The organism is Streptomyces sp. NPDC044921 (assembly GCF_056432865.1).
Genome location: NZ_JBWKIF010000038.1, coordinates 6164 through 31912, shown reverse-complemented (window position 1 = coordinate 31912; position 25749 = coordinate 6164). Strand labels below are relative to the sequence as shown.

At 71.9% G+C, this 25749-nt stretch carries 24 protein-coding genes, 3 tRNA genes and 4 pseudogenes; 8 read left to right on the top strand and 23 right to left on the bottom strand.

What is annotated here, in order from left to right; genetic code table 11:
• Positions 1-251: 251 nt before the first annotated feature.
• The 9 genes and pseudogenes from AC07DA_RS35500 to AC07DA_RS35460 form a co-directional block, all read right to left on the bottom strand.
• A complete protein-coding gene (locus AC07DA_RS35500) occupies positions 252-1307 on the bottom strand; it encodes a UDP-N-acetylmuramate dehydrogenase (protein WP_479132370.1) in 1056 nt (351 codons plus the stop codon).
• 52 nt (positions 1308-1359) lie between these two features.
• On the bottom strand, positions 1360-1740 hold the full coding sequence (locus AC07DA_RS35495) for a DUF3291 domain-containing protein (RefSeq protein ID WP_479132369.1): 381 nt from the start codon (positions 1738-1740) through the stop codon (positions 1360-1362).
• Between the two features lie 31 nt (positions 1741-1771).
• Entirely contained in the window at positions 1772-3205 is a 1434-nt protein-coding gene (locus AC07DA_RS35490; protein WP_479132368.1) for an MFS transporter, read from the bottom strand.
• A 101-nt stretch (positions 3206-3306) separates the two neighbouring features.
• Positions 3307-3872 (bottom strand): annotated as a pseudogene (locus AC07DA_RS35485) (TetR/AcrR family transcriptional regulator).
• Positions 3873-3984: 112 nt separating this feature from the next.
• On the bottom strand, positions 3985-4413 hold the full coding sequence (locus AC07DA_RS35480; protein WP_479132372.1) for a MaoC family dehydratase: 429 nt from the start codon (positions 4411-4413) through the stop codon (positions 3985-3987).
• 8 nt (positions 4414-4421) lie between these two features.
• Positions 4422-4874 carry an FAS1-like dehydratase domain-containing protein gene (locus AC07DA_RS35475; RefSeq protein WP_479132367.1) on the bottom strand — a complete coding sequence of 151 codons (453 nt, stop codon included), beginning with the start codon at positions 4872-4874 and terminating at the stop codon, positions 4422-4424.
• A gap of 100 nt (positions 4875-4974) precedes the next feature.
• Complete coding sequence (gene rpmG / locus AC07DA_RS35470; protein WP_003948671.1) at positions 4975-5139, bottom strand: 50S ribosomal protein L33; 165 nt, start codon at positions 5137-5139, stop codon at positions 4975-4977.
• An 88-nt stretch (positions 5140-5227) separates the two neighbouring features.
• Positions 5228-5300 (bottom strand) — tRNA-Met (locus AC07DA_RS35465).
• Positions 5301-5345: 45 nt separating this feature from the next.
• Positions 5346-5418: transfer RNA gene (locus tag AC07DA_RS35460), tRNA-Thr, on the bottom strand.
• 238 nt (positions 5419-5656) lie between these two features.
• Here AC07DA_RS35460 and AC07DA_RS35455 point away from each other — a divergent pair.
• Together AC07DA_RS35455 and AC07DA_RS35450 are read left to right on the top strand one after the other, a co-directional pair.
• Positions 5657-6910 carry an amidohydrolase family protein gene (locus AC07DA_RS35455; protein ID WP_479132371.1) on the top strand — a complete coding sequence of 418 codons (1254 nt, stop codon included), beginning with the start codon at positions 5657-5659 and terminating at the stop codon, positions 6908-6910.
• Between the two features lie 215 nt (positions 6911-7125).
• Positions 7126-7782 carry an NAD(P)H-binding protein gene (locus AC07DA_RS35450; protein WP_479132366.1) on the top strand — a complete coding sequence of 219 codons (657 nt, stop codon included), beginning with the start codon at positions 7126-7128 and terminating at the stop codon, positions 7780-7782.
• Positions 7783-7826: 44 nt separating this feature from the next.
• On the opposite strand, the gene AC07DA_RS35445 is transcribed toward AC07DA_RS35450, so the two are convergent.
• Both AC07DA_RS35445 and rox read right to left on the bottom strand, forming a co-directional pair.
• Positions 7827-8039: a hypothetical protein gene (locus tag AC07DA_RS35445; protein ID WP_479132365.1), complete on the bottom strand. Its 213-nt coding sequence runs from the start codon at positions 8037-8039 to the stop codon at positions 7827-7829.
• A gap of 318 nt (positions 8040-8357) precedes the next feature.
• Positions 8358-9786: pseudogene (rox, locus tag AC07DA_RS35440) on the bottom strand (rifampin monooxygenase).
• 796 nt (positions 9787-10582) lie between these two features.
• Here rox and AC07DA_RS35435 point away from each other — a divergent pair.
• The 3 genes and pseudogenes from AC07DA_RS35435 to AC07DA_RS35425 all read left to right on the top strand — a co-directional run.
• Positions 10583-10807 (top strand): annotated as a pseudogene (locus AC07DA_RS35435) (transposase); the annotation flags it as partial.
• 87 nt (positions 10808-10894) lie between these two features.
• Positions 10895-11362, top strand: coding sequence for a hypothetical protein (locus AC07DA_RS35430; protein ID WP_479132364.1), 468 nt, complete (start codon positions 10895-10897; stop codon positions 11360-11362).
• Positions 11363-11614: 252 nt separating this feature from the next.
• Positions 11615-11794 (top strand): annotated as a pseudogene (locus AC07DA_RS35425) (hypothetical protein); the annotation flags it as partial.
• A 6-nt stretch (positions 11795-11800) separates the two neighbouring features.
• On the opposite strand, the gene AC07DA_RS35420 reads toward AC07DA_RS35425, so the two are convergent.
• Both AC07DA_RS35420 and AC07DA_RS35415 read right to left on the bottom strand, forming a co-directional pair.
• Positions 11801-11962, bottom strand: a complete 162-nt coding sequence (locus AC07DA_RS35420) for a hypothetical protein (protein ID WP_479132373.1) — start codon at positions 11960-11962, stop codon at positions 11801-11803.
• 641 nt (positions 11963-12603) lie between these two features.
• Positions 12604-12685 (bottom strand) — tRNA-Tyr (locus AC07DA_RS35415).
• Between the two features lie 218 nt (positions 12686-12903).
• On the opposite strand from AC07DA_RS35415, the gene AC07DA_RS35410 reads away from it, so the two are divergent.
• On the top strand, positions 12904-13392 hold the full coding sequence (locus AC07DA_RS35410) for a YajQ family cyclic di-GMP-binding protein (protein WP_479132363.1): 489 nt from the start codon (positions 12904-12906) through the stop codon (positions 13390-13392).
• 116 nt (positions 13393-13508) lie between these two features.
• On the opposite strand, the gene AC07DA_RS35405 is transcribed toward AC07DA_RS35410, so the two are convergent.
• Positions 13509-13775, bottom strand: coding sequence for a GlsB/YeaQ/YmgE family stress response membrane protein (locus tag AC07DA_RS35405; RefSeq protein ID WP_311680375.1), 267 nt, complete (start codon positions 13773-13775; stop codon positions 13509-13511).
• A 193-nt stretch (positions 13776-13968) separates the two neighbouring features.
• Between AC07DA_RS35405 and AC07DA_RS35400 the strand changes: the two genes are divergently transcribed.
• Positions 13969-15264, top strand: a complete 1296-nt coding sequence (locus AC07DA_RS35400; protein ID WP_479132362.1) for an APC family permease — start codon at positions 13969-13971, stop codon at positions 15262-15264.
• Positions 15265-15565: 301 nt separating this feature from the next.
• On the opposite strand, the gene AC07DA_RS35395 is transcribed toward AC07DA_RS35400, so the two are convergent.
• The 9 genes from AC07DA_RS35395 to AC07DA_RS35355 form a co-directional block, all read right to left on the bottom strand.
• Positions 15566-15958 carry a YccF domain-containing protein gene (locus tag AC07DA_RS35395; protein WP_479132361.1) on the bottom strand — a complete coding sequence of 131 codons (393 nt, stop codon included), beginning with the start codon at positions 15956-15958 and terminating at the stop codon, positions 15566-15568.
• Entirely contained in the window at positions 15955-16818 is an 864-nt protein-coding gene (gene htpX / locus AC07DA_RS35390) for a zinc metalloprotease HtpX (protein WP_479132360.1), read from the bottom strand. The genes AC07DA_RS35395 and htpX overlap by 4 nt, the downstream gene beginning before the upstream one ends.
• 281 nt (positions 16819-17099) lie before the next feature.
• Complete coding sequence (locus AC07DA_RS35385) at positions 17100-18626, bottom strand: NADH-quinone oxidoreductase subunit N (RefSeq protein WP_479132359.1); 1527 nt, start codon at positions 18624-18626, stop codon at positions 17100-17102.
• A complete protein-coding gene (locus tag AC07DA_RS35380) occupies positions 18623-20197 on the bottom strand; it encodes an NADH-quinone oxidoreductase subunit M (protein WP_479132358.1) in 1575 nt (524 codons plus the stop codon). The genes AC07DA_RS35385 and AC07DA_RS35380 overlap by 4 nt, the downstream gene beginning before the upstream one ends.
• Positions 20198-20203: 6 nt before the next feature.
• On the bottom strand, positions 20204-22198 hold the full coding sequence (locus tag AC07DA_RS35375; RefSeq protein WP_479132357.1) for an NADH-quinone oxidoreductase subunit 5 family protein: 1995 nt from the start codon (positions 22196-22198) through the stop codon (positions 20204-20206).
• Positions 22195-22608 (bottom strand): NADH-quinone oxidoreductase subunit NuoK, encoded by a 414-nt coding sequence (gene nuoK / locus AC07DA_RS35370; RefSeq protein WP_479132355.1) that lies wholly within the window; start codon positions 22606-22608, stop codon positions 22195-22197. Before nuoK ends, AC07DA_RS35375 begins: the two co-directional genes overlap by 4 nt.
• A complete protein-coding gene (locus AC07DA_RS35365; RefSeq protein ID WP_479132354.1) occupies positions 22608-23282 on the bottom strand; it encodes an NADH-quinone oxidoreductase subunit J family protein in 675 nt (224 codons plus the stop codon). Before AC07DA_RS35365 ends, nuoK begins: the two co-directional genes overlap by 1 nt.
• A complete protein-coding gene (locus tag AC07DA_RS35360) occupies positions 23279-24040 on the bottom strand; it encodes a NuoI/complex I 23 kDa subunit family protein (protein ID WP_479132352.1) in 762 nt (253 codons plus the stop codon). The genes AC07DA_RS35365 and AC07DA_RS35360 overlap by 4 nt, the downstream gene beginning before the upstream one ends.
• 2 nt (positions 24041-24042) lie before the next feature.
• The gene (locus AC07DA_RS35355) at positions 24043-25011 is read right to left on the bottom strand and encodes a complex I subunit 1/NuoH family protein (RefSeq protein WP_479132351.1); all 969 of its coding nucleotides are present in this window, start codon (positions 25009-25011) and stop codon (positions 24043-24045) included.
• Positions 25012-25263: 252 nt separating this feature from the next.
• Between AC07DA_RS35355 and AC07DA_RS35350 the strand changes: the two genes are divergently transcribed.
• On the top strand, positions 25264-25638 hold the full coding sequence (locus AC07DA_RS35350; RefSeq protein WP_479132350.1) for a hypothetical protein: 375 nt from the start codon (positions 25264-25266) through the stop codon (positions 25636-25638).
• Positions 25639-25749: the final 111 nt, after the last annotated feature.

Below are 25749 nucleotides of genomic sequence, written 5' to 3'. Positions count from 1 at the left end.
GCGCCGGGCCGCCGGGGGGGGGGGGCGCGCCCCCCCCGGGGGGGGGGGGGGGGGGGGGGCCCGCGCGGGGGGGTGTCCGTCCTCGGAACGGCGCGATGGGGTTGCGAACCGACTCGCTGTCCGTTGACGCGCCAACCGCTGCGGGCGGACACCCCCCGGCACGGCCCCTTGCGTCCGACGGCGGGTGCCGGCCCGCTTGGGTGCGGGCAGGGTTGCGGACCCACCCGGCGCCGGCGGCAACGCCGCGGTGCCTACAGGCTGACTCCGACCGTCACCGGCTCGTTGACCAGCGTGATGCCGAACGCCTCGCGGACCCCGGCCACGACCTCGCGGGCCAGGGCGAGGAGGTCCTCCGTCGTCGCGTTGCCGCGGTTCGTCAGGGCCAGGGTGTGCTTCGTGGAGATGCGGGCCGGGCCCTCGCCGTAGCCCTTGGTGAAGCCGGCCCTGTCGATCAGCCAGGCCGCCGAGGTCTTGGTGCGGCCCTCTCCGGCCGGGTACGCCGGCGGCTCCACCCCGTCGCCGAGCCGGTCGCGCACGCGGGCCCGGAACGTCTCGAAGTCCGCGTCCGTGAGGATCGGGTTGGTGAAGAACGACCCCGCCGACCAGGTGTCGTGGTCCTCGGGGTCCAGGACCATGCCCTTGCCGGCCCGCAGCTTGAGCACCGTCTCACGGGCCGAGGCGAGCGGGACGCGGTCGCCGGGCTCCACTCCGAGCGCCCGGGCCGTCTCGGCGTACCGGAGCGGCGCGGAGAGGCCGCCGGCGTCCTCCAGGGCGAAGCGGACGCGCAGGACCACGTAGCGCTCGGGGTCGGACTTGAAGCGGCTGTGACGGTAGGAGAAGGCGCACTCGGCGTTGGAGAGGGTGACCGTCTCGCCGGTGCGGCGGTCGTAGGCGACGACCTCGGTGATCGTGGCGGAGACCTCCTGGCCGTACGCCCCGACGTTCTGGATGGGCGTCGCGCCCGCCGAGCCCGGGATGCCGGCCAGGCACTCGATGCCGGCCAGGCCCGCCTCGACCGTGCGGGCGACGGCGTCGGTCCAGACCTCGCCTGCCGCCAGCTCCAGGCGCGTGCCGTCGAGGGAGAAGCCCTTGGTGGCGATGACGAGGGCGGTGCCGTCGAAGCCCTTGTCGCCGATGACCAGGTTCGAGCCGCCGCCGACGAGCAGCAGGGGCGTCCCCGTCTCGTCGGCTTCGCGGACGACGGCGATCACCTCGTCGTCCGTCGTGGCGGTCACCAGCCGGGTCGCGGGACCGCCCAGCCGGAAGGTGGTCAGCGGGGCGAGGGGGGCGTCGTGGAGTTCCTGCACGGGCTCAAGAGTACGAGACGGTGCCGACGGCCCCCCGCCCGCGTGCGTGCCGTCAGGGCAGGCGGCGCAGGGCCTCGGTCCAGGAGATCGGGAGGTCCTCGCTGCTCGCCCGCCAGCTGGTGAAGGTCGCGTCCCTCATCTGCGGGGCGAGGCCTCGGGCGGTGTGTCCGTGGGTGCCCGCGCGGGCGAAGGCGTGGAGGGCCTCCTCCGACTCCCAGGCCGACAGGGTCCAGAAGGTCCGCCGGAAGGGCTGCGCCCGCAGGGACGCCCCGTGGGCGCCGGGGCTGCGGCGGATCTGGCGCCAGACGGCGGGGGTGCCGGTGAGGAACCTCAGCGCTCCCCGCAGGGTGCGGGTCTCGAAGCGGGAGACGAAGACGTGCACCTCGGTCCCGCGGGGCGGGGTGTTCGGGACGGTCCAGGGGAGGGTGGGCATGGCCGCTGCTCCTTGTCGGGTCCGGAAGGGTTCAGTGAGAGGCCCCGGCGAGTTCGGGTGTCTGCCCGGTCAGGGCCGGTTGCCGCTCGGTCCGGCGGCGCGGGATCAGCAGGGCCGCCACAGCCGCCAGGGCGACCGCCGCGGAGCCCGTCACCAGGGCGGGCCGCATGCCGTCGACGAAGGTCTGGCCGGTCTCGTAACCGCCCTGGGCGGAGAAGATCGACGCCATGACGGCGATGCCGAGCGCTCCCCCGACCTCGCGCAGGGCGTTGTTCGCGCCGGAGGCGATGCCCTGCTCCTGCGGCCGGACGCTGGACATGACCAGGTGGGAGGCGGGGGCGAAGAACAGGGCCATGCCGACGCCGCTGATGATCAGGGCGGGCAGCTGGGCGGCGTAGGAGGCGTCCGCCGTGGCCACGACCGCCATGTAGCCGAGGCCGAGGGCCTGCAGGAAGAGGCCCGCGGCGACGACCGGGCGGCCGCCGATCCGGTCGGCCAGGATGCCGGCGACCGGGGCGACGAGCATCGGCATGCCGGTCCAGGGCAGCATCCGCAGCCCCGCCTCGGTGGGCGAGTAGCCGAGGACGCCCTGCATGTACTGGCTGAGCAGGAAGATCGAGCCGAACATGCCGAGGAACATCAGCAGGCTCGCCGCGTTGATGCCGGAGAACGCCCGGGAGCGGAACAGCCGCATGGGGAGCATGGGGTTCTTGGCGCGGGCGCTGTAGAGGACGAAGCTGGTCAGCAGGGCCGCGCCCGCGAACAGGCCCATGAGGACCGGGCCGCCGGTCCAGCCGTCGACGGGGCCGCGGACCAGGCCGTAGACGATGCCGAAGAGGCCGCCGCTGGCGAGCAGGGTGCCGGGGAGGTCGAGCGGGGCTCCGGTGCCGTGGGACTCGGCGAGGCGGAGTCGGGCGAGGGGCAGCAGGGCCAGGCCGAGCGGGACGTTCAGCCAGAAGATCCACTGCCAGGAGATGTGTTCGGTGAGGGTGCCGCCGACCAGCGGTCCGGAGGCGACGGCGAGTCCGTTGACGGCTCCCCAGATGCCGTACGCCATGCCCCGCTTGGCGGCGGGCACGGCCGCGGTGAGCAGGGTCAGCGTCAGCGGCATCATCACGGCGGCTCCGGCGCCCTGGACCGCGCGGGCGGCGATGAGGGAGTCGATGCCGGGTGCCAGGGCCGCGGCGGCGGAGGCGCCGGTGAAGACGGTGAGTCCGGCGAGGAAGAGCCGGCGGCGTCCGAAGCGGTCGCCGAGGGCCGCACCGAACATCAGCAGGACGGCGAAGGTGAGCGTGTAGGCGCTCACGGTCCATTCCAGGTCGTGCAGGCCGCCGCCGAGGTCCTCGCGGATGGAGGGCAGGGCGGTGGTGACGACGAGGTTGTCGAGGGCCGCCATGAATCCGGCGACGCTGGTGATGACGAGGGCCCAGACGGCTCCCCCGCGGCGTGCGGTCTGCCGTGACATCGCTCCCCCAGGAGTGTGTGGTGTCTCTGCGATGATCGATTAGTTATTGATTACTAACTTTCGAGGGCATCGAAAAGGCGCGGCGCGAGCGCCTTCACAGGTCAGCGCTGGGGCCCCGTGGCACGCGCCGAGGGGTACATGCCTCCCAGACGCGGTGCCCGGGCGGGAATCCCATGGCGACCAGGCAGTTGATGAGCATCCCGTACGCCATGAACTGCGTCGTCTCGGCGGGGTCCGCCCCGAGCGGCAGATGGACGGTGTCCCACAGCCGCATCCAGCCGGCCCGGACCGACTCGCCGAACTCGTGGTCGCCCTCCTCCTCGGCGGCCTTGACGGCGACGTACATCTGCATCTGCATCAGGAGCCGCTCGGGCCGCTCCTCGATGACCCTGGTGTAGGCGTTCCCCATGGCGTGCAGGGCCTCTTCGCCCTCGAGACCCTCGGCAGCCTCCGCGAAGGTGCGGATGGTGTCCTCGATGCAGCGCTCGACCGCCGCCAGGAAGATCGCCTTCTTGCCCGGGAAGAGCCGGAACAGGTACGGCTGCGAGACCCCGACGCGCCGGGCGATCGCCTCGGTCGACGTGCCGTGGTAGCCACCACGGGCGAACTCGGTCGTCGCGGCCCGGATGACGCTCTCGCGCCGCTCCTCCGCACTCATCCTGGGCATGCGGTTAAGTTAGTACTCAATCACTAACCAGGTCAAGCAGGGCCCTGTCCGGATGCCCGTGAGCAAAGGGCGCCCTCCGCCGGAGGGCGCCCTCACCTGGTCCTTCGGTGGCTCAGGCCAGCCGTACGACCGCCCGCGACATGCCCAGCACCTTCTGCCCGGCGCTGGTCGCCGTGAGGTCCACGCGGACGGTGTTGTCGTCGAGCTTGGCCGCGACCTTGCCGCTGACCTCGATCTCGGCGCCGCGGTCGTCGTTCGGCACGACGACGGGCTTGGTGAAGCGGACGCCGTACTCGACGACGGCGCCCGGGTCGCCGGCCCAGTCGGTGACCACACGGATCGCCTCGGCCATCGTGAACATGCCGTGCGCGATGACGTCCGGCAGGCCGACCTCCCTGGCGAACTTCTCGTTCCAGTGGATCGGGTTGAAGTCGCCGGAGGCACCCGCGTACTGGACGAGGGTGGCGCGGGTCACGGGGAAGGTCTGCGCCGGGAGTTCGGTGCCGACCTCGACGTCGGAGTAGGAGATCTTCGCCGTCATGGGGTCGCTCACGCCTCCTCGGCCGCGCGGGCCACGAGCTTGGTCCAGGCGGTCACGACGTGCTCACCGGCCTCGTCGTGGACCTCGCCGCGGATGTCCAGGATGTCGTTGCCCGCGAGGGACTTGACCGACTCGATGGTCGAGGTGACGGTGAGCCGGTCACCGGCCCGGACCGGGCGGCGGTAGGCGAACTTCTGGTCGCCGTGCACCACGCGGCTGTAGTCCAGGCCGAGCTGGGGGTCCTGGACGACCCGGCCCGCGGCCTTGAAGGTGATGGAGAACACGAAGGTCGGCGGGGCGATCACGTCGGGGTGGCCGAGCGCCTTGGCGGCCTCCGCGTCCGTGTACGCCGGGTGGGCGTCCCCGACCGCCTCGGCGAACTCACGGATCTTCTCGCGGCCCACCTCGTAGGGCGCGGTGGGCGGGTACGTCCGCCCCACGAAGGACTGGTCGAGCGCCATGGCTCGGCACCTCCTGGTAGCTCTACTGACCGGTACGGGTCACTCAACGACGCGAGGCCGCCCCCGATCTCTCGGGAGCGGCCTCGCGTACGAGCCTGATTTATCGCGTTTCGCGGTGCGCGGTGTGCGCGTTGCAACGCGGGCAGTGCTTCTTCATCTCAAGACGGTCCGGGTTGTTACGCCGGTTCTTCTTGGTGATGTAGTTCCGCTCCTTGCACTCCACGCAGGCCAGCGTGATCTTCGGGCGGACGTCGGTGGCAGCCACGTGAGTGCTCCTAAGACGAACGGATGGACTGTTTAACGCAAGAAGAGTAGCCGATCGAAGGACCGACCCCGCAATCGGCTACTGAGAGTAGCGGTGACCGGACTTGAACCGGTGACACAGCGATTATGAGCCGCTTGCTCTACCGACTGAGCTACACCGCTTTGATGTGGTCCGGCCCCGCCTCGCGACGGAACCAGTCACACCAGAGCCCCAAAACGGAATCGAACCGTTGACCTTCTCCTTACCATGGAGACGCTCTGCCGACTGAGCTATTGGGGCGAGCGATGAAGACATTACACGGTCGCCCGCCGTTCGCCCAAATCCGTTTCGGGGCACCCGCCCGGGCCGCGCGCACCGTCCTCCCAGCCGCCCCACCCGTGCCGCGCGTTCCGCGGCGCGGGCCACACCGGTACGACTATTGCGCTCCTCCCCGCGACGGGCGGAAGGCCGTCCTAGGCTCGTCTCACTCTGAGTGATCATGCGTCCTCGCGTGCGCAGCCCGAGCCCCTGGAGCGCGATGCCCGACAGCCGGCCGCAGCCGCCACCGCCCCCGTCGTCCTCGTCGGGTCCGGCGGACCCGTCGTCGTTGCTGCTGTGCGGGGCGCGGCTCACCGACGGCAGGACCGTGGACGTGCGGCTGGGCGACGGGCGCATCGAGGCGGTCGGCACGGCCGGCAGCCTGGGCGGCACGCGCGCGTGCGGCGCCCGGGTCGATCTGCGGGGCTACCTGCTGCTGCCGGCCCCGGCCGAGCCGCACGCGCACGCCGACACCGCCCTGTCGGCCGACGCCGGGGGCCCGGTCTCCTACGATCCGCAGGACGTCCAGCGCCGGGCGACCGAGGCCGCGCTGCTCCAGCTCGGGCACGGCGCGACGGCGCTGCGGGCGCACGTGCGCGTGGGGGACGTCCAGGGCCTGGGCGCTCTGGCGGCGGTGCTGCGGGCGCGGCGGGCGCTGCGGGGGCTGACGGAGCTGACGGCGGTGGCGATGCCCCGGGTGCTGACCGGCGTGGCCGGGGCGGACGGGCTCGCGGTGCTGCGCGACGCGGTGAAGATGGGCGCCTCGGTGGTGGGCGGCCGGCCCGACCTCGACCCGGATCCCGCGGGATACGTGCAGGCGGTCCTGGAGGTGGCCTCCGAGCACGGCTGTCCCGTCGACCTGCACACGGACGCCGGGGATCCGGCGCGGCTGGCCCGGCTCGCGGCGATGGCCGGCGGACTGCGCCCCGGGGTGACGCTCAGCCCCTGCGGCGACCTCGGCCGGCTGCCCCCCGAGGTGGCCTCGCGGACGGCGGACCAGCTCGCGGCGGCCGGGGTGGCGGTGGTGTCCCTGCCGCAGGGCGGCTGCTGCGGCGTCGACCGGCGGGGCGCGGCCCCGGTGGGACTGCTGCGCGCGGCCGGGGTGCGGGTGGCCGCCGGGAGCGGGGCGCTGCGGGACGTGTCCAACCCGGTGGGGCGGGGCGATCCGCTGGAGGCCGCCTTCCTGCTGGCCTCGCGCCACGGGCTGTCGCCCGAGGAGGCGTACGACGCGGTGAGCGCCTCGGCACGGGCGGTGCTGGGACTGCCCGAGGTACGCGTGGAGGCCGGTTTCCCGGCCGAGTTGCTCGCGGTGCGCGGGGACCGGCTGGCGGGGGCGCTCTCGCTGGCGTACAGCCGGGTGGTCGTGCACCGGGGGCGCGTGGTGGCGCGGACCAGCGCGGTACGGGAGTACTGCAGTTCGGCCGCTTCGGTGGAGCTGGGGCTGCCGCGCCAGGGGCGGGGGCAGGTGTCGTAGGGGCGGGGTCGGGTGTCGTAGGGGCCGGTGGACGGGTCGTCGGGGCGCGGCGGTGGGTCGTCCCCGGGTGCGGCCCGGCATGAGCCGGGTGCGACCCGGCACGACCCGGAGGCGGCCCGGCATGACCCGGATGCGGCTCTGATGCGGCCCGGGGCGACCCGGAGGCGGTCCGGGTCGTGCGGCGGACGGGGCCGTCCGGGCGTACGGTCGAAGGCATGCGCATTGTCATCGCTGGTGGTCATGGTCAGATCGCGTTGCGGCTGGAGCGGCTGCTCGCCGGGCGCGGGGACGAGGTGGCGGGGATCATCCGCAAGCCCGAACAGGCCGACGATCTGCGGCAGGCCGGTGCCGAACCGGTCGTGCTCGACCTGGAGTCGGCGTCCGTGGACGAGGTCGCGGAGCGGCTCCGTGGCGCCGACGCGGCTGTCTTCGCGGCGGGCGCGGGCCCGGGCAGCGGAGTGGCCCGCAAGGACACGGTGGACAAGGCCGCGGCGGTCCTCTTCGCGGACGCGGCGGTGAAGTCGGGCGTGCGGCGCTTCGTGATCGTGTCGTCGATGGGCGCCGACCCGGACCACCGGGGGGACGGGATCTTCGACGTGTATCTGCGCGCCAAGGGCGAGGCCGACGCGTACGTGCGCGGTCTGGACGGCCTCGACTGGACGATTCTGCGCCCGGGTCAGCTCACCGACGACGCGGGCACCGGCCTCGTCCGCCTGGAGGCGCACACGGGCCGGGGGCCGATCCCGCGCGACGACGTGGCCGCCGTCCTCGCCGAGCTGGTCGACACCCCGGCGACGGCCGGGCTCACACTGGAGCTGGTCAGCGGGTCGGCGCCGGTGTCGGTGGCCGTGAAGTCGGTCGCGGGCAACTGACCGGCCACTGACTGGGGCCGGCGGACCCGATCCGGCAGGCCCGGCTAGAACAGCGGCAGTTGGCCAGGGAAGCCCGGAACCGTGTAGCCGTCCAGGGACGGCTGCTCGGGGCCGGGGCGAGCGTGGCGGCGGGAGCCCGGGCACGAGGTGAGTTCCCCTTGCCGCCGGGCGCCGGGCGGGTCGTGGCGCGCGTACCGCCCGGCGACGACGGCGATCTCGCGGCGGCACTCGGGGCATTCTCTGCGGCGGGAGGACATGGGGTCAGTGTGCCGCGCGGGCGACGCCGGTACGCCTCCCCTTTCCCGGGGCCGTGTGCGGGCAGGCGCCAAGCCGGGGCATCCGGCCGCGAGTCGATCGATCGGCCCGGCTTGGTCCGGTCGCGCCCGTACCGCACGTTTCCCAGGGAGCCCGGCCATCTCCTGTGCCTCACCCGCAGTGACGGGAGATCAGCGCCGTCGCGGGGTCCACGCCGTCGTCGCGGGGACGGCCTGTGGGCGCTCGGGAGCCGGTGAGGTGCTCGGCGGGGGGGCACTGCCGTGCTGCGACCGATCAGGCTTGTCCGGTCGCCCCGCCACTCAGTCCGTCGCCGTCCCGAACCACCTCCGCAGCGGGGCGAGCAGGTCCCGTTGGTCCTCGCCCACCCACGCCACATGGCCGTCCGGGCGGAGCAGCACCGCGGGGACGTCCAGTTCCCCGCCGGCGTCGACGACCCGGTCGACCCGGTCCTCCCAGCCCGTCACCGACAGCCGCCCGCCGGTCCGGTCGAGCAGCAGCCCGCGGCCTGCGCGCATCAGCTCGTAGAGGCGGCCGCGCCGCAGCCGTACGTCCCGCAGCCGCCGGCCGAGCAGGTGGTGGCCCTCGCCGAAGTCGTAGCGGACGGAGATGGCGGTGATCTTCTCGATGAGGTAGCGGTTCACCTCCTCGAACTCCATCAGCTCGGCGAACAGCCGGCGCACGGCCCGCGGCCCCGGCTCGGGCGTGAGCAGGTGCATCTGCGCGGGTGTTGTCCAGCACGGCGGCGGCCACCGGGTGGCGTTCGGCGTGGTAGGTGTCCAGCAGGCCGTCCGGTGCCCGGCCGCGCACCTGCGCGGCCAGCTTCCAGCCGAGGTTGAAGGCGTCCTGGAGACCGAGGTTGAGCCCCTGCCCGCCGGTCGGCGGGTGGATGTGCGCGGCGTCGCCGGCCAGCAGGACCCGGCCGGTGCGGTAGCGCTCGGCCAGCCGGGTGGCGTCGCCGAACCGGGAGAGCCAGCGCGGTGAGTGGACCCCGAAGTCGGTGCCCGCGAACCTGCGCAGCTGCTGTCCGAACTCCTCCAGGGTCGGTGGGACCGTGCGGTCCTGAGACACTCCCTCGGCGGGCACGATGACGCGGTACAGCCCGTTGCCGGTGGGCATCGCGCCGAACCGGAAGTGCGTACGGCGGACCTCGGCCGTGACGGTCGCCAACTCCTCCGGGGTGGCGGTCAGTTCCATCTCGCCCAGGAGCGTCTCGACCCTGCTGGGCTCGCCGGGAAAGGCGACGCCGAGCAGTTTGCGCACCGTGCTGCGGCCACCGTCGCAGCCGACGAGGTAACGCGAGCGCAGCCGTGTGCCGTCGGACAGCTCGGCCGTCACACCGTCGTCGTCCTGGCTCAGCCCGGCCAGCTCGCTGCCGCGCCGGATCCTGGCACCGGCCTCGGTGGCGTGTTCGGCCAGCAGGCGCTCCGTGACGGTCTGCGGGATGCCGAGGACGTAGGCGTGCGCGGTGTCCATCCGCTCGGGCCAGGGCGCCGTGAGGCCGGCGAAGAACCCGCCCGTCTCGTGCCTCGTGCCCAGCGCCAGGAACCGCTCCAGCAGACCTCGCTGGTCCAGTACCTCGATGCTGCGCACGTGCAGGCCGAGGGCGCGCGTCTGCCCGGTCGGCTCCGCCAGCCTCTCCAGCACGACCACGTCCAGCCCGTGCAGCCGCAGTTCCCCGGCCAGCATCATGCCGGTCGGCCCACCACCGACGATGATCACATCGAACACGACAGCCCTCGTTTCTTCCGCCCGTTCCGGGCTCGGGCCGAGAATTCTGCGCCGACACCGGGCTCTTGCCGCAAGGCCCCCCGTGCGCTATATCTTGATAGCGGCAGGGAGCGTCCGACTCCCTGCCCTTCTGCTTTTCTCCCTTTCTTCTCCGCTTATCAGTTGGGCCGCCTGTGTGTCTTTTCCGGTGGCCGGGCGCCCCTTTTCCAGCGGGCCCGCTCACTCGGTGTCCCAGACGAGTACTGCGTCGCTTTCGCCGCCCGGTGTCGCCTGGCGCAAACGAACGTGCGGCGACGAATGTCGGAGGCCCGCTCGGACGTCGCCCTACGTACTGGCCAACCCATGGCCCCACAGCGTCCGGATCGCAACGGCGCACCCCTCCCCGTACCGCGGACTTGACGGCGAAGCGCATGGCGCCCACGCATTCCCTGGCACTCGGTTGAGAAGAGATCGCGGGGTTGCTGTAGCCCGGACATTTTCAGGAGGCGCCGTGAGAGCTTCCGCTCGCCTTAGACGGCAAGTCGTTCGACGTCCGTCCTCGATCGGGAGGAGCGCGTAACGTGCGCTCGGGGCGAGAGGGAGAAAGGCCGGAGGGCGGGAACCGATGTGCCCCCTTTCTCGGGGGCGACGAAGGGGGTGCAAAGGGCGGCGCCGGAACTGAACTTGAACGGGTGATGTCGGGTCGGGTTGACCCGCCGCGGGAAGGGCCGCCCGGGAGCGGGGCAGGCTGCATGCCGTGGAACGCTTCGCGCGCGGGGAGAAGAACCGGGAGATCGCGGCTGCGGAGTGGGCCGTCGCCAACGTGCACTGGCTCACCATCTTCCGACTGCCCGCATACGCACCTGATCTCAACCCGCAGGAAGGCATCTGGTCACTGGTGAAGCGAGAGGTCGGCAACCTCGCCGCGGCCGAACTCGCCCAGATCACCAAGGCCGTCAAGCCCAGGCTCAAGCAGATCCAGTACCGACCGGACATAGTCGACGGCTGTCTCGCCGGCACTGGCCTTGCCATCCACGAGTAACGAACCCAGGGAACGGCCGGCCTGCCACGTGGCCCTACGATCACGGCACCTTGCCGAACGCTTGTGCCCGACGAATTGAGTGAGCCCATGAGCGACGACGTCCTGTCGATCATTCCGACCGATCCCTGGTGGCAACCCGGCCGGGCGGCGGCCGAGCGGACTGCCGCGCTCGCCGCGGACCTGGCTCCCGGCCTGCCCGACGGCGTGGAGGCCGAGATCGACGTCACCTGGCACGACACCCTCACCCCCGTCGACTGCGGTGACAACCTGGAAAGGATCGGCTGCCCGCACTGCGGTGACTCGATCGACACCGAGTGGTACGCCGACCTGCTGGAAACCCACTGTGAGGACGGCTTCGCCACCTTGGCCGTGGAAGTGCCCTGCTGCGGCGCCGCCACGTCGCTGGACGTGCTGGACTACGACTGGCCGTGCGGCTTCGCCCGCTTCGAGATCGCCATCTGGAACCCCGAACGTGACTGGTTCGGCGACGAGGAACTGGCCAGTATCGGCCACACGCTCGGGCATCCGGTGAAGCAGATCAGAGCCCACATCTGACTCAGTCTCAGCAGGAACCAAGCGCAGCCGTCCAGCCCGACATCACCCCTTCAAGTTCAGAAGTTCGCCGGGAAAAACCTCACCCGGCGCGTGCACGAGGTGTCCGCCACGCTCCCCTGAGCCGCGCGCACGGTGCGGCTCTGTATCGCCGACTCCAGCGGGCAGAAGCCCCGCCTGGCGTGCCCTGGCCCTGTGATTGGCCCTGGACCAATCGGTGCACTGCTGAAGCGTCCGGCCTCAAGGGCATCAGCACTGCTGGTGCTCACCTGGTGCATCGCCGCCCTGACCGCGTTCGCCGGCCAGTGCATCATCCTCGCCGCCGTCGTGTTCGGCGGATGGATCGCCGCCGTCGTGTTCGGCAGCAGTGGCCGCCAAAACGGGGCCACGGTGAACATCCACCGGGCCGTGATCAAGCGCAGCCACTTCCACGGCTGGTCCTCAGCCGTCGCCACGCCCCGCTCTCCGCAGGATGACAGCGGCTATCCACTGGCCGACCACCGCGCTCGCAGTCACCCTCAGCGCGAACGACAACGACTCGTCCCACGACTTGCCCATCACCCAGTGCCACATCACCGCACCGAGCCCGAAGACGACACTCACGTAGGCCAGCACAGCAAGCCAGCGCACCGGCCCGCGTCGGTGCCACGGGCCCGGTGAAGCCTCACCATTCGCTCTCCGACTCTGCGCCATGACTCAGCGGCTACCCGCCTGCAGCGGCGCCAAGGATGGCCCTCACCTCACCCCGATGAAACCGGCGCTGCCCTCGTCCACCTGCCGCACCTGCCCTGCGGAGGTCTCCCAGCGTGCGCCCAACCCACCACCATCCGGCGGGTGCCCGGCTGACGGCCGCTGCTGCCCGAACCTCCACGGCCGCGCTGGAGCTGGCCGCTACTGGTGATGCACGGGCAACGTGTGCGGCGGTCGGCCGAACACATCGCCACGCCAGGCACGCCGCCCAACGGCCGGCTCCTCCGGACGAACCGCGGTGGCCTGCCACAGGGACCCGGCTACGCCGCATCGAGCAGCCCTGCGGGAGTGGAACGAGCCGGCGTGATGATGCTCACCCCCGGGGGCGACGCCTGGGGGACGCCTGGGGGACACGCACTGATCAACGGCGGGAAACGGGCGGTACGGGGTGAGACACGTCCACGTCCCGTCCACACGGAAGCGAACAGGAGAAGCCAACGAAAAACCCCCTCTGACCAGGCGAACAACCTGATCAGAGGGGGTCTTCCCCAGTGTGGCGGCGCCAGGATTCGAACCTGGGAAGGCTGAGCCGGCAGATTTACAGTCTGCTCCCTTTGGCCGCTCGGGCACACCGCCGGGGTTGCTGCCCCTGGAACCGCCTTTTCGGGCGGTGCTCCGTGGCAACGACGTAAACGATACCCGATGTGGAGGGGTGCTTCGCCACCCGATTGATCGGCGCCCGGAGGGCGGGGGGTGGCTAGGCTTGTCCGGATGCGGTCCGGGCCCGAACGGGCCCGGCGACCGCCCCGTAGCCGGTACGCAGACACGCACCCCGATACAAGGAGCCACAGGACATGGCCGACTCCAGTTTCGACATCGTCTCGAAGGTCGAGCGGCAGGAGGTCGACAACGCACTGAACCAGGCCGCCAAGGAGATCTCGCAGCGCTACGACTTCAAGGGCGTGGGCGCCTCGATCGCGTGGTCCGGCGAGAAGATCCTCATGGAGGCGAACTCCGAGGACCGGGTCAAGGCCATCCTCGACGTCTTCCAGTCCAAGCTGATCAAGCGCGGCATCTCGCTGAAGGCCCTGGACGCGGGCGAGCCCCAGCTCTCCGGCAAGGAGTACAAGATCTTCGCGTCGATCAAGGAGGGCATCTCCCAGGAGAACGCGAAGAAGGTGGCCAAGACCATCCGCGACGAGGGCCCCAAGGGCGTGAAGGCGCAGGTGCAGGGCGAGGAGCTGCGGGTCAGCTCCAAGAGCCGTGACGATCTGCAGGCCGTGATCGCCCTGCTGAAGGGCAAGGACTTCGACTTCGCGATGCAGTTCGTGAACTACCGGTAGGACTGCCGGCTCCTGGGGCTCCGCGGTCCGCACGGGCCGGCACCAGGCACGAGGAAGGGCGGGCACCTGCGTGGGTGTCCGCCCTTCTCGCTGTCGGCCGCCGTCGGCGGGCGCGGTCAGTCGCGCGAGTTGCCGAAGAGCAGGCGGTAGGCGATGAGGAGGACGAGCGATCCGCCGATCGCCGCCGCCCAGGTGGCGCCGTCGTAGAAGTCCTTGGTGATCGGGTGGTCCATCCAGCGGGCCGATATCCAGCCGCCGATGAACGCGCCCGCGATGCCGATCAGGGTGGTGCCGATGAGGCCGCCCGGGTCGCGTCCCGGCAGCAGGAACTTCGCGATCGCCCCGGCCAGCAGTCCCAGGATGATCCAGCTGATGACGGTCATGCCGTGAACCTGCCCTTCCAGGCTGTGCCCGCACTGTCCCGGGCCTGTGATCTCGATCTCCGCAGGCCGTGCCCGTGCGTCGTACGACGGGCCTCCCGGGTGCGTCGTCCTTGCCGTACCCGTTCACTCCCTCTTGGTGGAGAGGACGTCCTGGCTGCATTCCCCGGTTGCGCCGATCAGTAGGGTGCGACGCATGACCGCCTCGCCTTCCTCCGGTTCCTCCGGTGCCGTGGGTTCCTCGGGTCCCGAGCTGCGCCGCACGCTCGGCGTGGGCGACGCCGTCGTCGTCGGGCTCGGCTCGATGGTGGGAGCCGGGATCTTCGCCGCGCTCGCACCGGCGGCGCACGCGGCCGGTTCCGGCCTGCTGATCGGGCTGGCCGCCGCCGCGGTGGTCGCGTACTGCAACGCCATGTCCTCGGCACGCCTCGCCGCCCGTTATCCCGCCTCGGGCGGCACCTACGTGTACGGGCGTGAGCGGCTCGGGGACTTCTGGGGCTATCTCGCGGGCTGGTCGTTCGTGGTGGGGAAGACGGCCTCCTGTGCGGCGATGGCGCTCACCGTAGGCACCTATGTGTGGCCGGGTCAGGCGCACGCGGTGGCGGTCGCGGCCGTGGTGGCGCTGACCGCGGTGAACTACGGCGGCATCCAGAAGTCCGCCTGGCTGACGCGGGTGATCGTGGCGGTGGTCCTGGCGGTCCTCGCTCTCGTGGTGGTCGGGTGTCTGGTGTCCGGCGAGGCCGACGGCGGCCGGCTGGACGTCGGGACGTCGGGCGGGGCTGGCGGTGTGCTGCAGGCGGCGGGTCTGCTGTTCTTCGCGTTCGCCGGGTACGCCAGGATCGCGACGCTCGGCGAGGAGGTGCGGGATCCGGCGCGCACCATCCCGCGGGCGATTCCGCTGGCGTTGGGCGTCACGCTGGTGGTGTACGTGTGCGTGGCGGTGGCTGTCCTTTCGGTGCTGGGGCCGGGGGGTCTGGGGGACGCGACGGCACCGCTGGCCGACGCGGTGCGGGCGGCCGGGATGCCCTGGCTCGTGCCGGTGGTGCGGGTGGGGGCGGCCGTGGCCGCGCTGGGCTCGCTGCTCGCGCTGATCCTGGGGGTCTCGCGCACGACGCTGGCCATGGCCCGGGACCGGCACCTGCCGGGAGCGCTGGCGGCGGTGCATCCCCGTTTCCGGGTGCCGCACCGGGCGGAGCTGGCCGTGGGTGCGTTGGTCGCGGTCGTGGCCGCCACGGTGGACGTCCGGGGCGCGATCGGCTTCTCCTCCTTCGGTGTGCTGGCGTACTACGCGGTGGCCAACGCGTCGGCCTGGACGCTGGATCCGGCACCGGCGGCGCGGGTGGTGCCGGTGGTGGGGCTGGTCGGGTGCGTGGTGCTGGCGTTCTCGCTGCCGGGGGTTTCCGTGGTGGTGGGCGCGGGGGTGCTGCTGGTGGGGGTGGCCGCTTACGGGGTGCGGCGGCGGTTGGTGCGGGCCGGGGACGGTCGGGCGTAGGGGGGTGCGGGTGCCCCTTCTAGGCGTGGGGGTCTCCGCTTCTAGGCGTGAGGGCCTCCGCTGCCTGATATCCCGGGTGTTCGTAGCGTGTCTGTCTGTTCTCGTGGGTAAGCACGGCCCTCCGGGCGGCCGTTGCGGGTGCCGGCCGTCGCCCGGGTCCGCGCTCGCTTGGTCGCGGTCATGGGTTCATCATGCGGGCCGCAGCCGTCAGCCGGGCGGGCCTGTGGACAACCGCGGCCTGTGGATAACCGGTCGGAGCTGGTGAGTGGACCTTCTGCTGCCTGGGCGCGGTGCCGGGCCGTCAGCGCACCGCGAAGGGCTCGTTCGTCCGCACGATGTCGCGGCCGAGCGGGAGCAGCGAGACCGGGATGAGCTTGAAGTTGGCGATGCCCAGGGGGATACCGATGATCGTGACGCACAGGGCGATGCCGGTGGCGATGTGGCCGAGGGCGAGCCACCAGCCCGCGAGGACCAGCCACAGGACGTTGCCGACGCAGGACGGCGCGCCCGCGTCACGGCGTTCGACCGTCGTGTACCCGAAGGGCCACAGCGCGTAGACGCCGATGCGGAACGCCGCCACGCCGAACGGGATGCCGATGACGGTGATGCACAGGAGCAGGCCCGCCAGCATGTAGGCGAGGAACAGCCAGAAGCCGCTGAAGACGAGCCATATGACGTTCAGGATGGTCCTCACTGATTCCCACCTGCCATCTTCTCGAGCCGGGCGATGCGTTCCGCCATCGGCGGGTGCGTGGAGAACATCTTCGACAGGCCCTGGCCGGGCCGGAACGGGTTCGCGATCATCATGTGGCTGGCGGTCTCGATGCGCGGCTCGGGCGGCAGTGGGAGCTGCTTCGTGCCGTGTTCGAGCTTGCGCAGGGCGCTGGCCAGGGCGAGCGGGTCGCCGGTGAGCTGGGCGCCGGAGGCGTCCGCCTCGTACTCCCGGGAGCGGCTGATGGCCAGTTGGATGAGGGAGGCGGCGAGCGGGCCCAGAATCATGATCAGCAGCATGCCGAGCAGGCCGGGGCCGTCATCGTCGTCGGAGCGTCCGATCGGGATCAGCCAGGCGAAGTTCACCAGGAACATGATCACGGAGGCGAGGGCGCCGGCGACCGACGAGATGAGGATGTCGCGGTTGTAGACGTGGCTGAGCTCGTGGCCGATGACGCCGCGCAGCTCGCGCTCGTCCAGCAGGCGCAGGATGCCTTCGGTGCAGCACACCGCGGCGTTGCGCGGGTTGCGGCCCGTGGCGAAGGCGTTGGGCGCCTCCGTCGGGGAGATGTACAGGCGGGGCATGGGCTGACGGGCCTGCGTGGAGAGTTCGCGCACCATGCGGTAGAGCCCCGGGGCCTCGAACTCGCTGACCGGGCGGGCGCGCATCGCGCGCAGGGCCAGCTTGTCGCTGTTCCAGTACGCGTACGCGTTGGTGGCCAGCGCTACGAGGACGGCGATCACGAGCCCCATGCGGCCGAAGAAGCTGCCGATGACGATGATGAGTGCGGACAGTCCTCCGAGGAGGACTGCTGTCCTGAGCCCGTTGTGCCGGCGGTGCACGGTACGCCCTCCAAGTGGTGCGGCAGGGGGACCCTTGCTTGCTGTTCTGCGGTGCCACTGGTGCCGTGGTGCCACGTCCAGTGGACCCTCCCGTACTGGTCAACGCCAGGCGGGAGGCACTAGTTCCCTTGTGCGCGCGGGGCCGGCCCTACACCGTCCGGGTGACGGCCGGGGACGCGCCACGCGTGCGTGCGGGGCCGGGTGCCCACACGCGCGTGGCGGAAGCGTGCCGGTGTGACGACGGCGTGGCACTCGGTGCGGTGAGGCGCCCAGGCCCGGGCTCAGAAGAGCCCGGTGTCCGTGAACCGCAGGACCAGCTGGGGCGCCCCGGACAGGGCGACGCCGAGGACGCCGGTGAGGACGAGCGCGGCGGTGAGGGGGGCGGGGACCCGGTGCTTCGCGGCATGGCCCTCGGGGGCGGCGCGGAAGAGCAGGGCCGTCCACTGGAGGTAGTAGAACAGCGCGATGACGACGTTCACGGCCATGACCACGGCCAGCCAGCCGAGGCCGGCGTCGACGGCCGCCGAGAAGACGGTGACCTTGGCGAAGAGCCCGATGATGCCCGGCGGCAGCCCGGCGAGGCAGAGCAGGAAGAACGCCAGGAGCAGCGCGGACAGGGGGTTGGACGCGTACAGTCCGCGGTAGTCGGCGACGCGGTTGAGGGGCATCGTGCGGCCCACCAGGGCGGCCACGGCGAAGGCGCCGAGGTTCACGGCGCCGTACATCAGGGCGTAGGCGACGGTGGAGCCGATCGACTTCTCGGCGTCCCCGGAGTACGCGGCGGCCGCGATCGGCACCAGCAGGTAGCCGGCCTGGCCGACGGACGACCAGGCGAGCAGGCGGACCGCGCTGTACGCGCGCGTGGTCTGCTGGCGCAGGGCTCCGACGTTGCCGACGGTCATGGTGAGCGCGGCCAGGACGGCCAGGGCCGGGCCCCAGACGTCGGCGTAGGACGGCAGGGCCACGACCGTGACGAGGATCAGGCCGCTGAAGCCGACCGCCTTGCCGATGACCGACAGGTAGGCGGCGACCGGCAGGGGCGCGCCCACGTAGGTGTCGGGGACCCAGAAGTGGAAAGGCGCGGCGGCGGTCTTGAAGGCGAAGCCGACGAGGGTGAGGACCACGCCGGTGTGCGTGAGCGTCTGGAGCTGTCCGTCGACGTCCTGCACGCGGTCGGCGACCCGGGCCAGGTGGAGGGTGCCCGTGGTGGCGTACAGGAAGCTGATGCCCATGAGGCTGACCGCGGTGGCGGTGACCGAGGACAGGAAGAACTTCAGAGCCGCTTCGGAGGACCTGCGGTCGCCGTACTTCAGGCCGACCAGCGCGAAGGCGGGCAGGGACGCGACCTCCAGGGCGACGATCAGCGTGGCGAGGTCGCGGGAGGCGGGCAGGAGGGCGGCGCCGGCCGCCGAGGACAGCAGCAGGAACCAGTACTCGCCCTCCGGCAGCTCCCTGCGGGCGTCCTTCAGGGCGGTGACCGACAGCAGGGCCGCGAGGAGGGCCCCGGCCAGGACCAGGAACTGGATGACCAGGGTGAAGCGGTCGGCCGTGTAGCTGCACACCGCGGCGTCGCCGGTCAGGCAGAAGGTGCTGCGGTCGCCGTCCAGGAGGGGCAGCAGCATCAGCGTGGCGGCGGCCAGCCCGGCCACCGACGTCCAGCCGAGCAGCGCCTTGCGGTGCTCGGCGACGAACAGGTCGGCCACCAGGACCACGAGTGCGACGACCGCGGCGATGGTGGGCGGCGCGACGGCGAGCCAGTCGACGGACTGGACGAGCGAGGCGGCCAGGGGCTGGGCCGGGGAGCTCATCGGGTGCCTCCTGCGAGGAGCTGCTGGACGGCCGGGTCGCTCAGGCCGAGGAGGGCCTTGGGCCACAGGCCCGCGACGACGGTGAGGACGACGAGCGGGGTCCAGGCCGCGAACTCGTACGAGCGGACGTCGGTGAGCCGGGGCGCGTCCTGGGGCAGGGCGCCCATGCAGACGCGCCGGACGACGGTCAGCAGGTACGCGGCCGTCAGCAGCGTGCCGAACGCGCCGATCGCCGTGAAGGTGAGGAAGGCGGGGCGGCTGAGGCCCTCGGCGGGCTGGAACGCGCCGAACAGGGCCAGCATCTCGCCCCAGAATCCGGCCAGGCCGGGCAGGCCGAGCGAGGCGACGGCGGCGAAGGCGAGCAGGCCGCCGAGGCGCGGGGCCTTGCCGTAGAGGGCGGCGCCGGTCTCCTCGGCGAGGGTGTCGAGGTCCGTGGTGCCGGTGCGGTCCTTCAGGGCACCGACCAGGAAGAAGAGCAGGCCGGTGATCAGGCCGTGCGCGATGTTCGCGAACAGGGCGCCGTTCACGCCGGTCGGGGTCATCGACGCGATGCCGAGCAGGACGAAGCCCATGTGCCCGACGGAGGAGTAGGCGATGAGGCGCTTCAGGTCGCCCTTCGCGCCCCGCCTGGCGAGGGCCAGGCAGGCCAGGGAACCGTAGATGATGCCGACGACGGCCAGGGCGGCGAGGTAGGGCGCGAAGGTGCGGAAGCCGTCCGGCGCGATAGGGAGCAGAATCCGGACGAATCCGTACGTACCCATCTTCAGCAGGACACCGGCCAGCAGGACCGAGCCCACGGTCGGGGCCGCGGTGTGGGCGTCGGGCAGCCAGCTGTGCAGCGGCCACATCGGCGTCTTCACGGCGAGCCCGACACCGATCGCGAGAACGGCGATGACCTGCACGGATGTGGTCAGCGACCGGCCGTTGTCAGTGGCGAGTGCCATCATGTCGAACGTGCCCGCCTTGACCCCGATCAGGAGCAGGCCGAGCAGCATGACCACGGACCCGAGCAGCGTGTAGAGGATGAACCGCCACGCGGCCTGGCTCCGGCCCTCGCCGCCCCAGCGTGCGATGAGGAAGTACATCGGGATGAGGACCATCTCGAAGGCGAGGAAGAACAGCAGCAGGTCGAGGACGGCGAAGGTCGCCAGCGTGCCGGACTCGAGGACGAGCAGCAGGGCGACGAAGGCCTTCGGGGCCGGACCCGCCGGCATCTTGAAGTACGAGTAGAGCGCGCAGAGGAAGGTCAGCAGCGCGGTCAGGAGCAGAAGGGGGAGGGAAATGCCGTCGATGCCGAGGTGGATGCGCACGTCGAGTGCGGGGATCCAGCTGATGTCGGTACTGGCCTGCATCCTCGACGGCTGGTCGTGGTCGAAGCCGAGCGCGAGGACGATCGCCGCGAGGAGGACGGCGCCGGTCACGGTGACGCCATGCCGCAGCACGGCCTGCTCGGGTGACTTCCCCTTCAGCCCCGGCGGCGCCGGCAGGAGAGCCGCGACGGCGCCCAGGAGCGGGCCGACGACGACGAACGCCAGAAGGAACTGCATCACGGACTCGCTGATATCGATCACGCCTGCTCACGCTCCCGTGGCGACGAGGACGACGGCGACCGCGAGGACGACGGTGCCGGCGAGCAGCGCGCTCACATAGGTCTGGACGTTGCCGGTCTGGGACCGCCGTACGGCGGTGCCGAGCCAGCGGGGCAGCGCACCCGCGCCGCGCACGTAGGTCTCGACGACCTCGCGGTCGAGGAACCTCACGAGGCTCGCCCCGGCCTGGACCGGGCGGACGAACAGGGCCGTGTACACGGCGTCCAGGTGGAAGCCGGCGGCCGCGGGCCGGTGCAGGGGGCCCAGCAGGAGCCGTCCGGGGTCGGCGGGGTCCGGGGCGTGGGCGATGTCGCCGTAGGCCGGCTCGTGCGTGGCGATGGCTGCCGCCTCGACCCGGGCGGCGTCGCCCTCGGGGTGGGCCGCGACGGCACCCAGCGGGACGCGCGCCGCGAGAGCGGTGGTGTGGCGCCAGGCCGCGTAGGTGACGATGCCGCCGGCCAGGGCCAGGCCCGTGCCGAGCACGGAGGTGGTCAGGGTCGGGCCGAGGTCACGGCCGTCGAACCAGTCGGGCAGCACGCGGAAGGCGAATCCGCCGAGGGCCAGGGAGGGGACGGCCAGCACCCACAGCACCACGGTCATCGTCAGGGGCTGCCTGCCGTGGTCCGGGGCCTCGGCGCCGCGGCCGCGGAAGGCCAGCAGCCACAGGCGCGTCGCGTAGGCGGCGGTGAGGACGGCCGTGAGCAGACCGGCGACGAGGACGATCCAGCCCGCGGCGGCGGGGGCGTGCTCGGTGTGACCGGTGACGACGTGCTCGGCGACGCCGAGGACGGCCTCCTTGGAGAAGAAGCCGCTGAACGGCGGGATCGCGGCGAGTGCGAGGAGCGCCACGGTCATCGTCCAGTAGGCGTCGGGGACCCGGTCACGCAGGTTCCGCATGCGGGACATGGCGGCGAGGGAGTTGGTGCCGGCGGCGTGAATGATCACGCCGGCCGCGAGGAACAGCAGCGCCTTGAAGGCGCCGTGGGACAGGAGGTGGAAGACGGCGGCCCCGCGGTCGCCGACGGCGAGGGCACCGGACATGTAGCCGAGCTGGCCGATCGTCGAGTAGGCGAGGACGCGCTTGATGTCGTCCTGGGCGAGCGCGGCGAGGGCCGAGCCGGCCATGGTGACGGCGGCCATGACGGCGAGGACGACCATCGCGGCCTGGGAGGCCTCGAACACCGGGAGGAGACGGGCGATGAAGTAGACACCGGCGGCGACCATCGTCGCGGCGTGGATCAGCGCGGAGACGGGGGTGGGGCCCGCCATTGCGTCGGGCAGCCAGGTGTGCAGCGGGAACTGCGCCGACTTGCCCGCCACGCCGGCGAGGAGCAGCAGGGCGATCACCGTCGGGTGGTCGAGCCCGCCGCTCGCGACGGTGCCGAGGATGCGGGTGATGCGGAAGGACCCTGCGTCGGTGGCCAGGGCGAACAGGCCGATCAGGAAGGGCACGTCACCGAGCTTGGTGACCAGGAAGGCCTTGAGGGAGGCGGCGCGGGCCTCGGGGGTCTCCCAGTAGTGGCCGACCAGGAAGTAGGAGCAGATGCCCATGACCTCCCAGCCGACCAGCAGCACCATCAGGTCGCCGGAGTAGACGACCAGCAGCATCGCGGAGGTGAACAGGGAGACGAGAGCGGCGTAGGAGGGGTAGCGCGGGTCGTCGCGCAGGTAGCCCGTCGAGTAGATCTGCACACAGGAGGCGACCAGGCCGACCAGGACGGCGACGAGGGCTGCGAAGCCGTCGATGTGCAGGGCGAGTTCGATCGGGACGGAGCCGGTGGGGGTGAGTTCCGTGGCCGCGTCGACGGCCGCGTCACCGCCCTGGCGTACGGCGACCAGCGCGGCGAGCACCAGGGAGGTGAGCGTCGGCAGGACGGCGAGGGGGCGGACGAAGCCGGGGGCCGTGCGGCCGAGGAGCAGACCGGCCAGGGCGCCGAGGAACGGAAGGAGGGGGACGAGAACGGCGAGGGTGGTCGTGGTCACGCGGTGGCCTCAGCCTTCTGGGCCTCGCCGGACTGCTCGGCCGTGCGGGCGTCGCCGTCGGGACCGTCGCCGTCGGGGTCGTCGGGGTCGTGCCGTTCGGCGGTGTCGCGGAGTTTGTCGATGTCCGAGGTGCCGCGGTTGCGGTACACGGCGAGGACGATCGCGAGGCCGATGCCGATCTCGGCGGCGGCGATGGCGATGGTGAACAGGGTCAGGGCCTGGCCGGAGTGCAGCGTCTCCTCGGCGGTCCTGCTGAGCCAGACGTCGAAGGCGACGAGGTTGAGGTTGACGGCGTTGAGCATCAGCTCGACCGACATCAGGACCAGGATCGCGTTGCGGCGGGCGAGGACGCCGTACAGGCCCGTGCAGAAGAGGAGGGCGGAGAGCACGGCGGGATAGGCGAGGTGCATCAGCGGTTCCCTTCCTTCTCGCCCGGGGTGGCCGGGGCCTCGTCGCTCCCGCCGCGGCCGGCCGGGGTGCCCTCGGCCGGGGTGGCGGTGTCGGCCTTCGCCTTGCGGGAGAGGACGATCGCGCCGACCAGGGCGGCGAGGAGGAGGACGGAGAGTGCCTCGAAGGGGAGGACCCAGTTCTGGAAGAGGCTCGCGCCGGTGGCCTCCGTGGAGCCGGCGGCGGGGCCGTCCAGGTCGATCCAGATCGTGCGGAAGGCGTCGACGACGACCCACACCAGGGCGGCGGCCGCGGCGACGGCCACGGTGAGGGCCGCCCAGCGGTTGCCGGAGTCGGCGTCCGGGGAGCGGCCGATGGGGGCTCTGGTGAGCATCAGGCCGAACAGGAGGAGGACGACGACGGAACCGACGTAGATGAGGACCTGCACCCAGGCGATGAACTCGGCGGTGAGCAGGAGGTACTCCACGGCCAGGCCGCCGAGGGCGACGACGAGCCAGAGGGCGGCGTGCACCAGTTGCCGGGTGGTGACGGTGACGATCGCGGCGCCGAAGGTGACCAGGCCGACGAGGAGGAAGGCGATCTCTACGCCGGTCGGGGAGAGGAAACCGCGGGTCTCGGCGGCGGCCCCGGTGATCGGACCTGTGGCGAGCAGAGTGGCGGTTGCGGCGAGGGTCATTCCCGGCCCTCCTGCTCGGCCTGCGGCTGGTCCGACGCCGATTGGCCCGACGCCGGCTGGTCCGGCTTCGGCCGCACCTGCTTCGGGCTCGGCTGCCCCGAGTCTGCCTGGTCCGGCTTCGGCTCCCCCGGCTTCGGCTGGTCGATCTGTTGCTTGGAGGCGCCGTGGGGGCGGGTGGGTTGTTCGGCGGCGCGGGCCTGTTCGTCGGCGTGCGGTTCGGTGGCCGGCGGGGCCTGCTGTGCGGCCAGCTTCTCGGCGGCCTTGCGGGCGGCGGCGAGTTCCTTCGGCTCCTCCGCGCCGGGGTCGAGGGCCGGCGGGGCCGGGACGGTCCACATCCACTCCCTGAGCTTGTCGCGCTCATGGGTGAGGTCGCGGATGTCGGTCTCGGCGTACTCGAACTCCGGGGACCAGAACAGGGCGTCGAAAGGACACACCTCGATGCAGATACCGCAGTACATGCAGAGGGAGAAGTCGATGGCGAAGCGGTCGAGGACGTTGCGGCTGCGCTCGCGGCCGCCCGGGGCCGCCGGCGGGACCGTCTCCTTGTGGGAGTCGATGTAGATGCACCAGTCCGGGCACTCGCGGGCGCACAGCATGCAGACCGTGCAGTTCTCCTCGAAGAGGCCGATCACACCGCGGGAGCGGGGTGGGAGCGCGGGCTGGGCGTCCGGGTACTGCGCGGTGACGGACTTCCTCGTCATCGTGCGGAGGGTGACGGCCAGGCCCTTGGCCAGGCCGCTTCCTGGGATGGGGGCCATGGTTACTGAATCACCACCTTGACGATGCCGGTGAGGGCGATCTGGGCGAGGGAGAGGGGGACGAGGAGGGTCCAGGAGAGCTTCTGGAGCTGGTCCTCGCGCAGGCGGGGGTAGGTGACGCGCAGCCAGATCACGAGGAAGGCGAGGACTGCGGTCTTCAGCAGGGTCCAGACCCAGCCGAGGCCGTCGGCGCCCCAGGGGCCGTGCCAGCCGCCCAGGAAGAGGACGGTGGTCAGGCCGCACAGGACGACGATCCCGGCGTACTCGGCGAGGAGGAACAGGGCGAAGCGGAGGCCGGTGTACTCGGTGTACGCGCCGAAGATGATCTCCGAGTCGGCGACGGGCATGTCGAAGGGCGGGCGCTGGAGTTCGGCGAGGCCGGCGACGAAGAAGACGATCGCGCCGACGATCTGCCAGGGCAGCCACCACCACTCGAAGGCGTCGAGGATGCCGGGGAGCGAGACGGTGCCGGCCGCCATGGCCACCGAGGCGGCCGTCAGGAGCATGGGCAGTTCGTAGGCGAGGAGCTGGGCGGCGGTGCGCAGGCCACCGAGGAGGGAGAACTTGTTGGCGGAGGCCCAGCCGGCCATCAGCGAGCCGAGGACACCGACGCCCATGACCGCCAGGACGAAGAAGACACCGGCGTCGATGACCTGCCCGACGGCTCCCTCGTCCGGGCCGATCGGGATGGCGAGCAGGACGAGGAGGTAGGGCAGGAGGGCGACGGCGGGGGCCAGTTGGAAGATGCGGCGGTCGGCGCCCGCGGGGACGACGTCCTCCTTCTGCGCGAACTTCACGCCGTCGGCGATCAGCTGGGCCCAGCCGTGGAAGCCGCCGGCGTACATGGGGCCGACGCGGCCCTGCATGTGGGCCATGACCTTGTGCTCGGTCTGGCCGATGAGCAGGGGAAAGGTGAGGAAGACGACGAAGACGATCAGGAGTCGCAGGGTGACGTCGAGCACGTCGTTCACCGCGGGCCTCCTGTGGAGTGGTCTGTGGGGTCTTCGGGGTTTGTGGGGGCTTCGGTATCTGTGGGCTTCTTGGGATGCGTGGGATTCGGGTTCGTGGGGTCTGTGGGCTTGGGGACCGTGACGCCGTCGGGCCCGGTCGGTTCCGTGGGCTCCGCGGATTCACTGGCGCCCGTGGCATCTGTCGGTTCCGCCGGCCTCGCGGGTTCCCCGGCGCGTCCGGCCTCTGCTGAGTCGGTGGGCTCCGTGGGTTCCGTGCGTGGTCCAGGCTGGTCCGTCGGCGTCTCCGGCCCGGTCGAGGGCTTCGGGTCCGGCAACGGCGCGGCCTCCGGCGAGGGTTGCGGTGCCGGCTCGTCGAAAGCGGGGCGTGCGTGGTGCCACGGGGCGTCCGTGCTGCGCGGGGCGGGCGAGGGCCGGTCCGGCTCGCTGCCGCCCCGGTCGGACGCGGCCCGCTGGCTCGCGCTGCCCTCCGACGCGCTGCGCGCCCGGCGCGGCCCCGACGGAGCCGGAGCAGTCGACGCACCGGGCGTGGACTGGCTCGCCGACCCCTCGGCCGCCGAACGCATGCGGCGCGGACCAGCCCCGGACGACCCGGACGACCCGCCCGACTCCCCCGCAGCCGCCGCCTGACTCGCCGAACCCTCCGCCGCCGAACGCATGCGGCGCGGACCAGCCCCGGACGACCCGGACGACCCGCCCGACTCCCCCGCAGCCGCCGCCTGACTCGCCGAACCCTCCGCC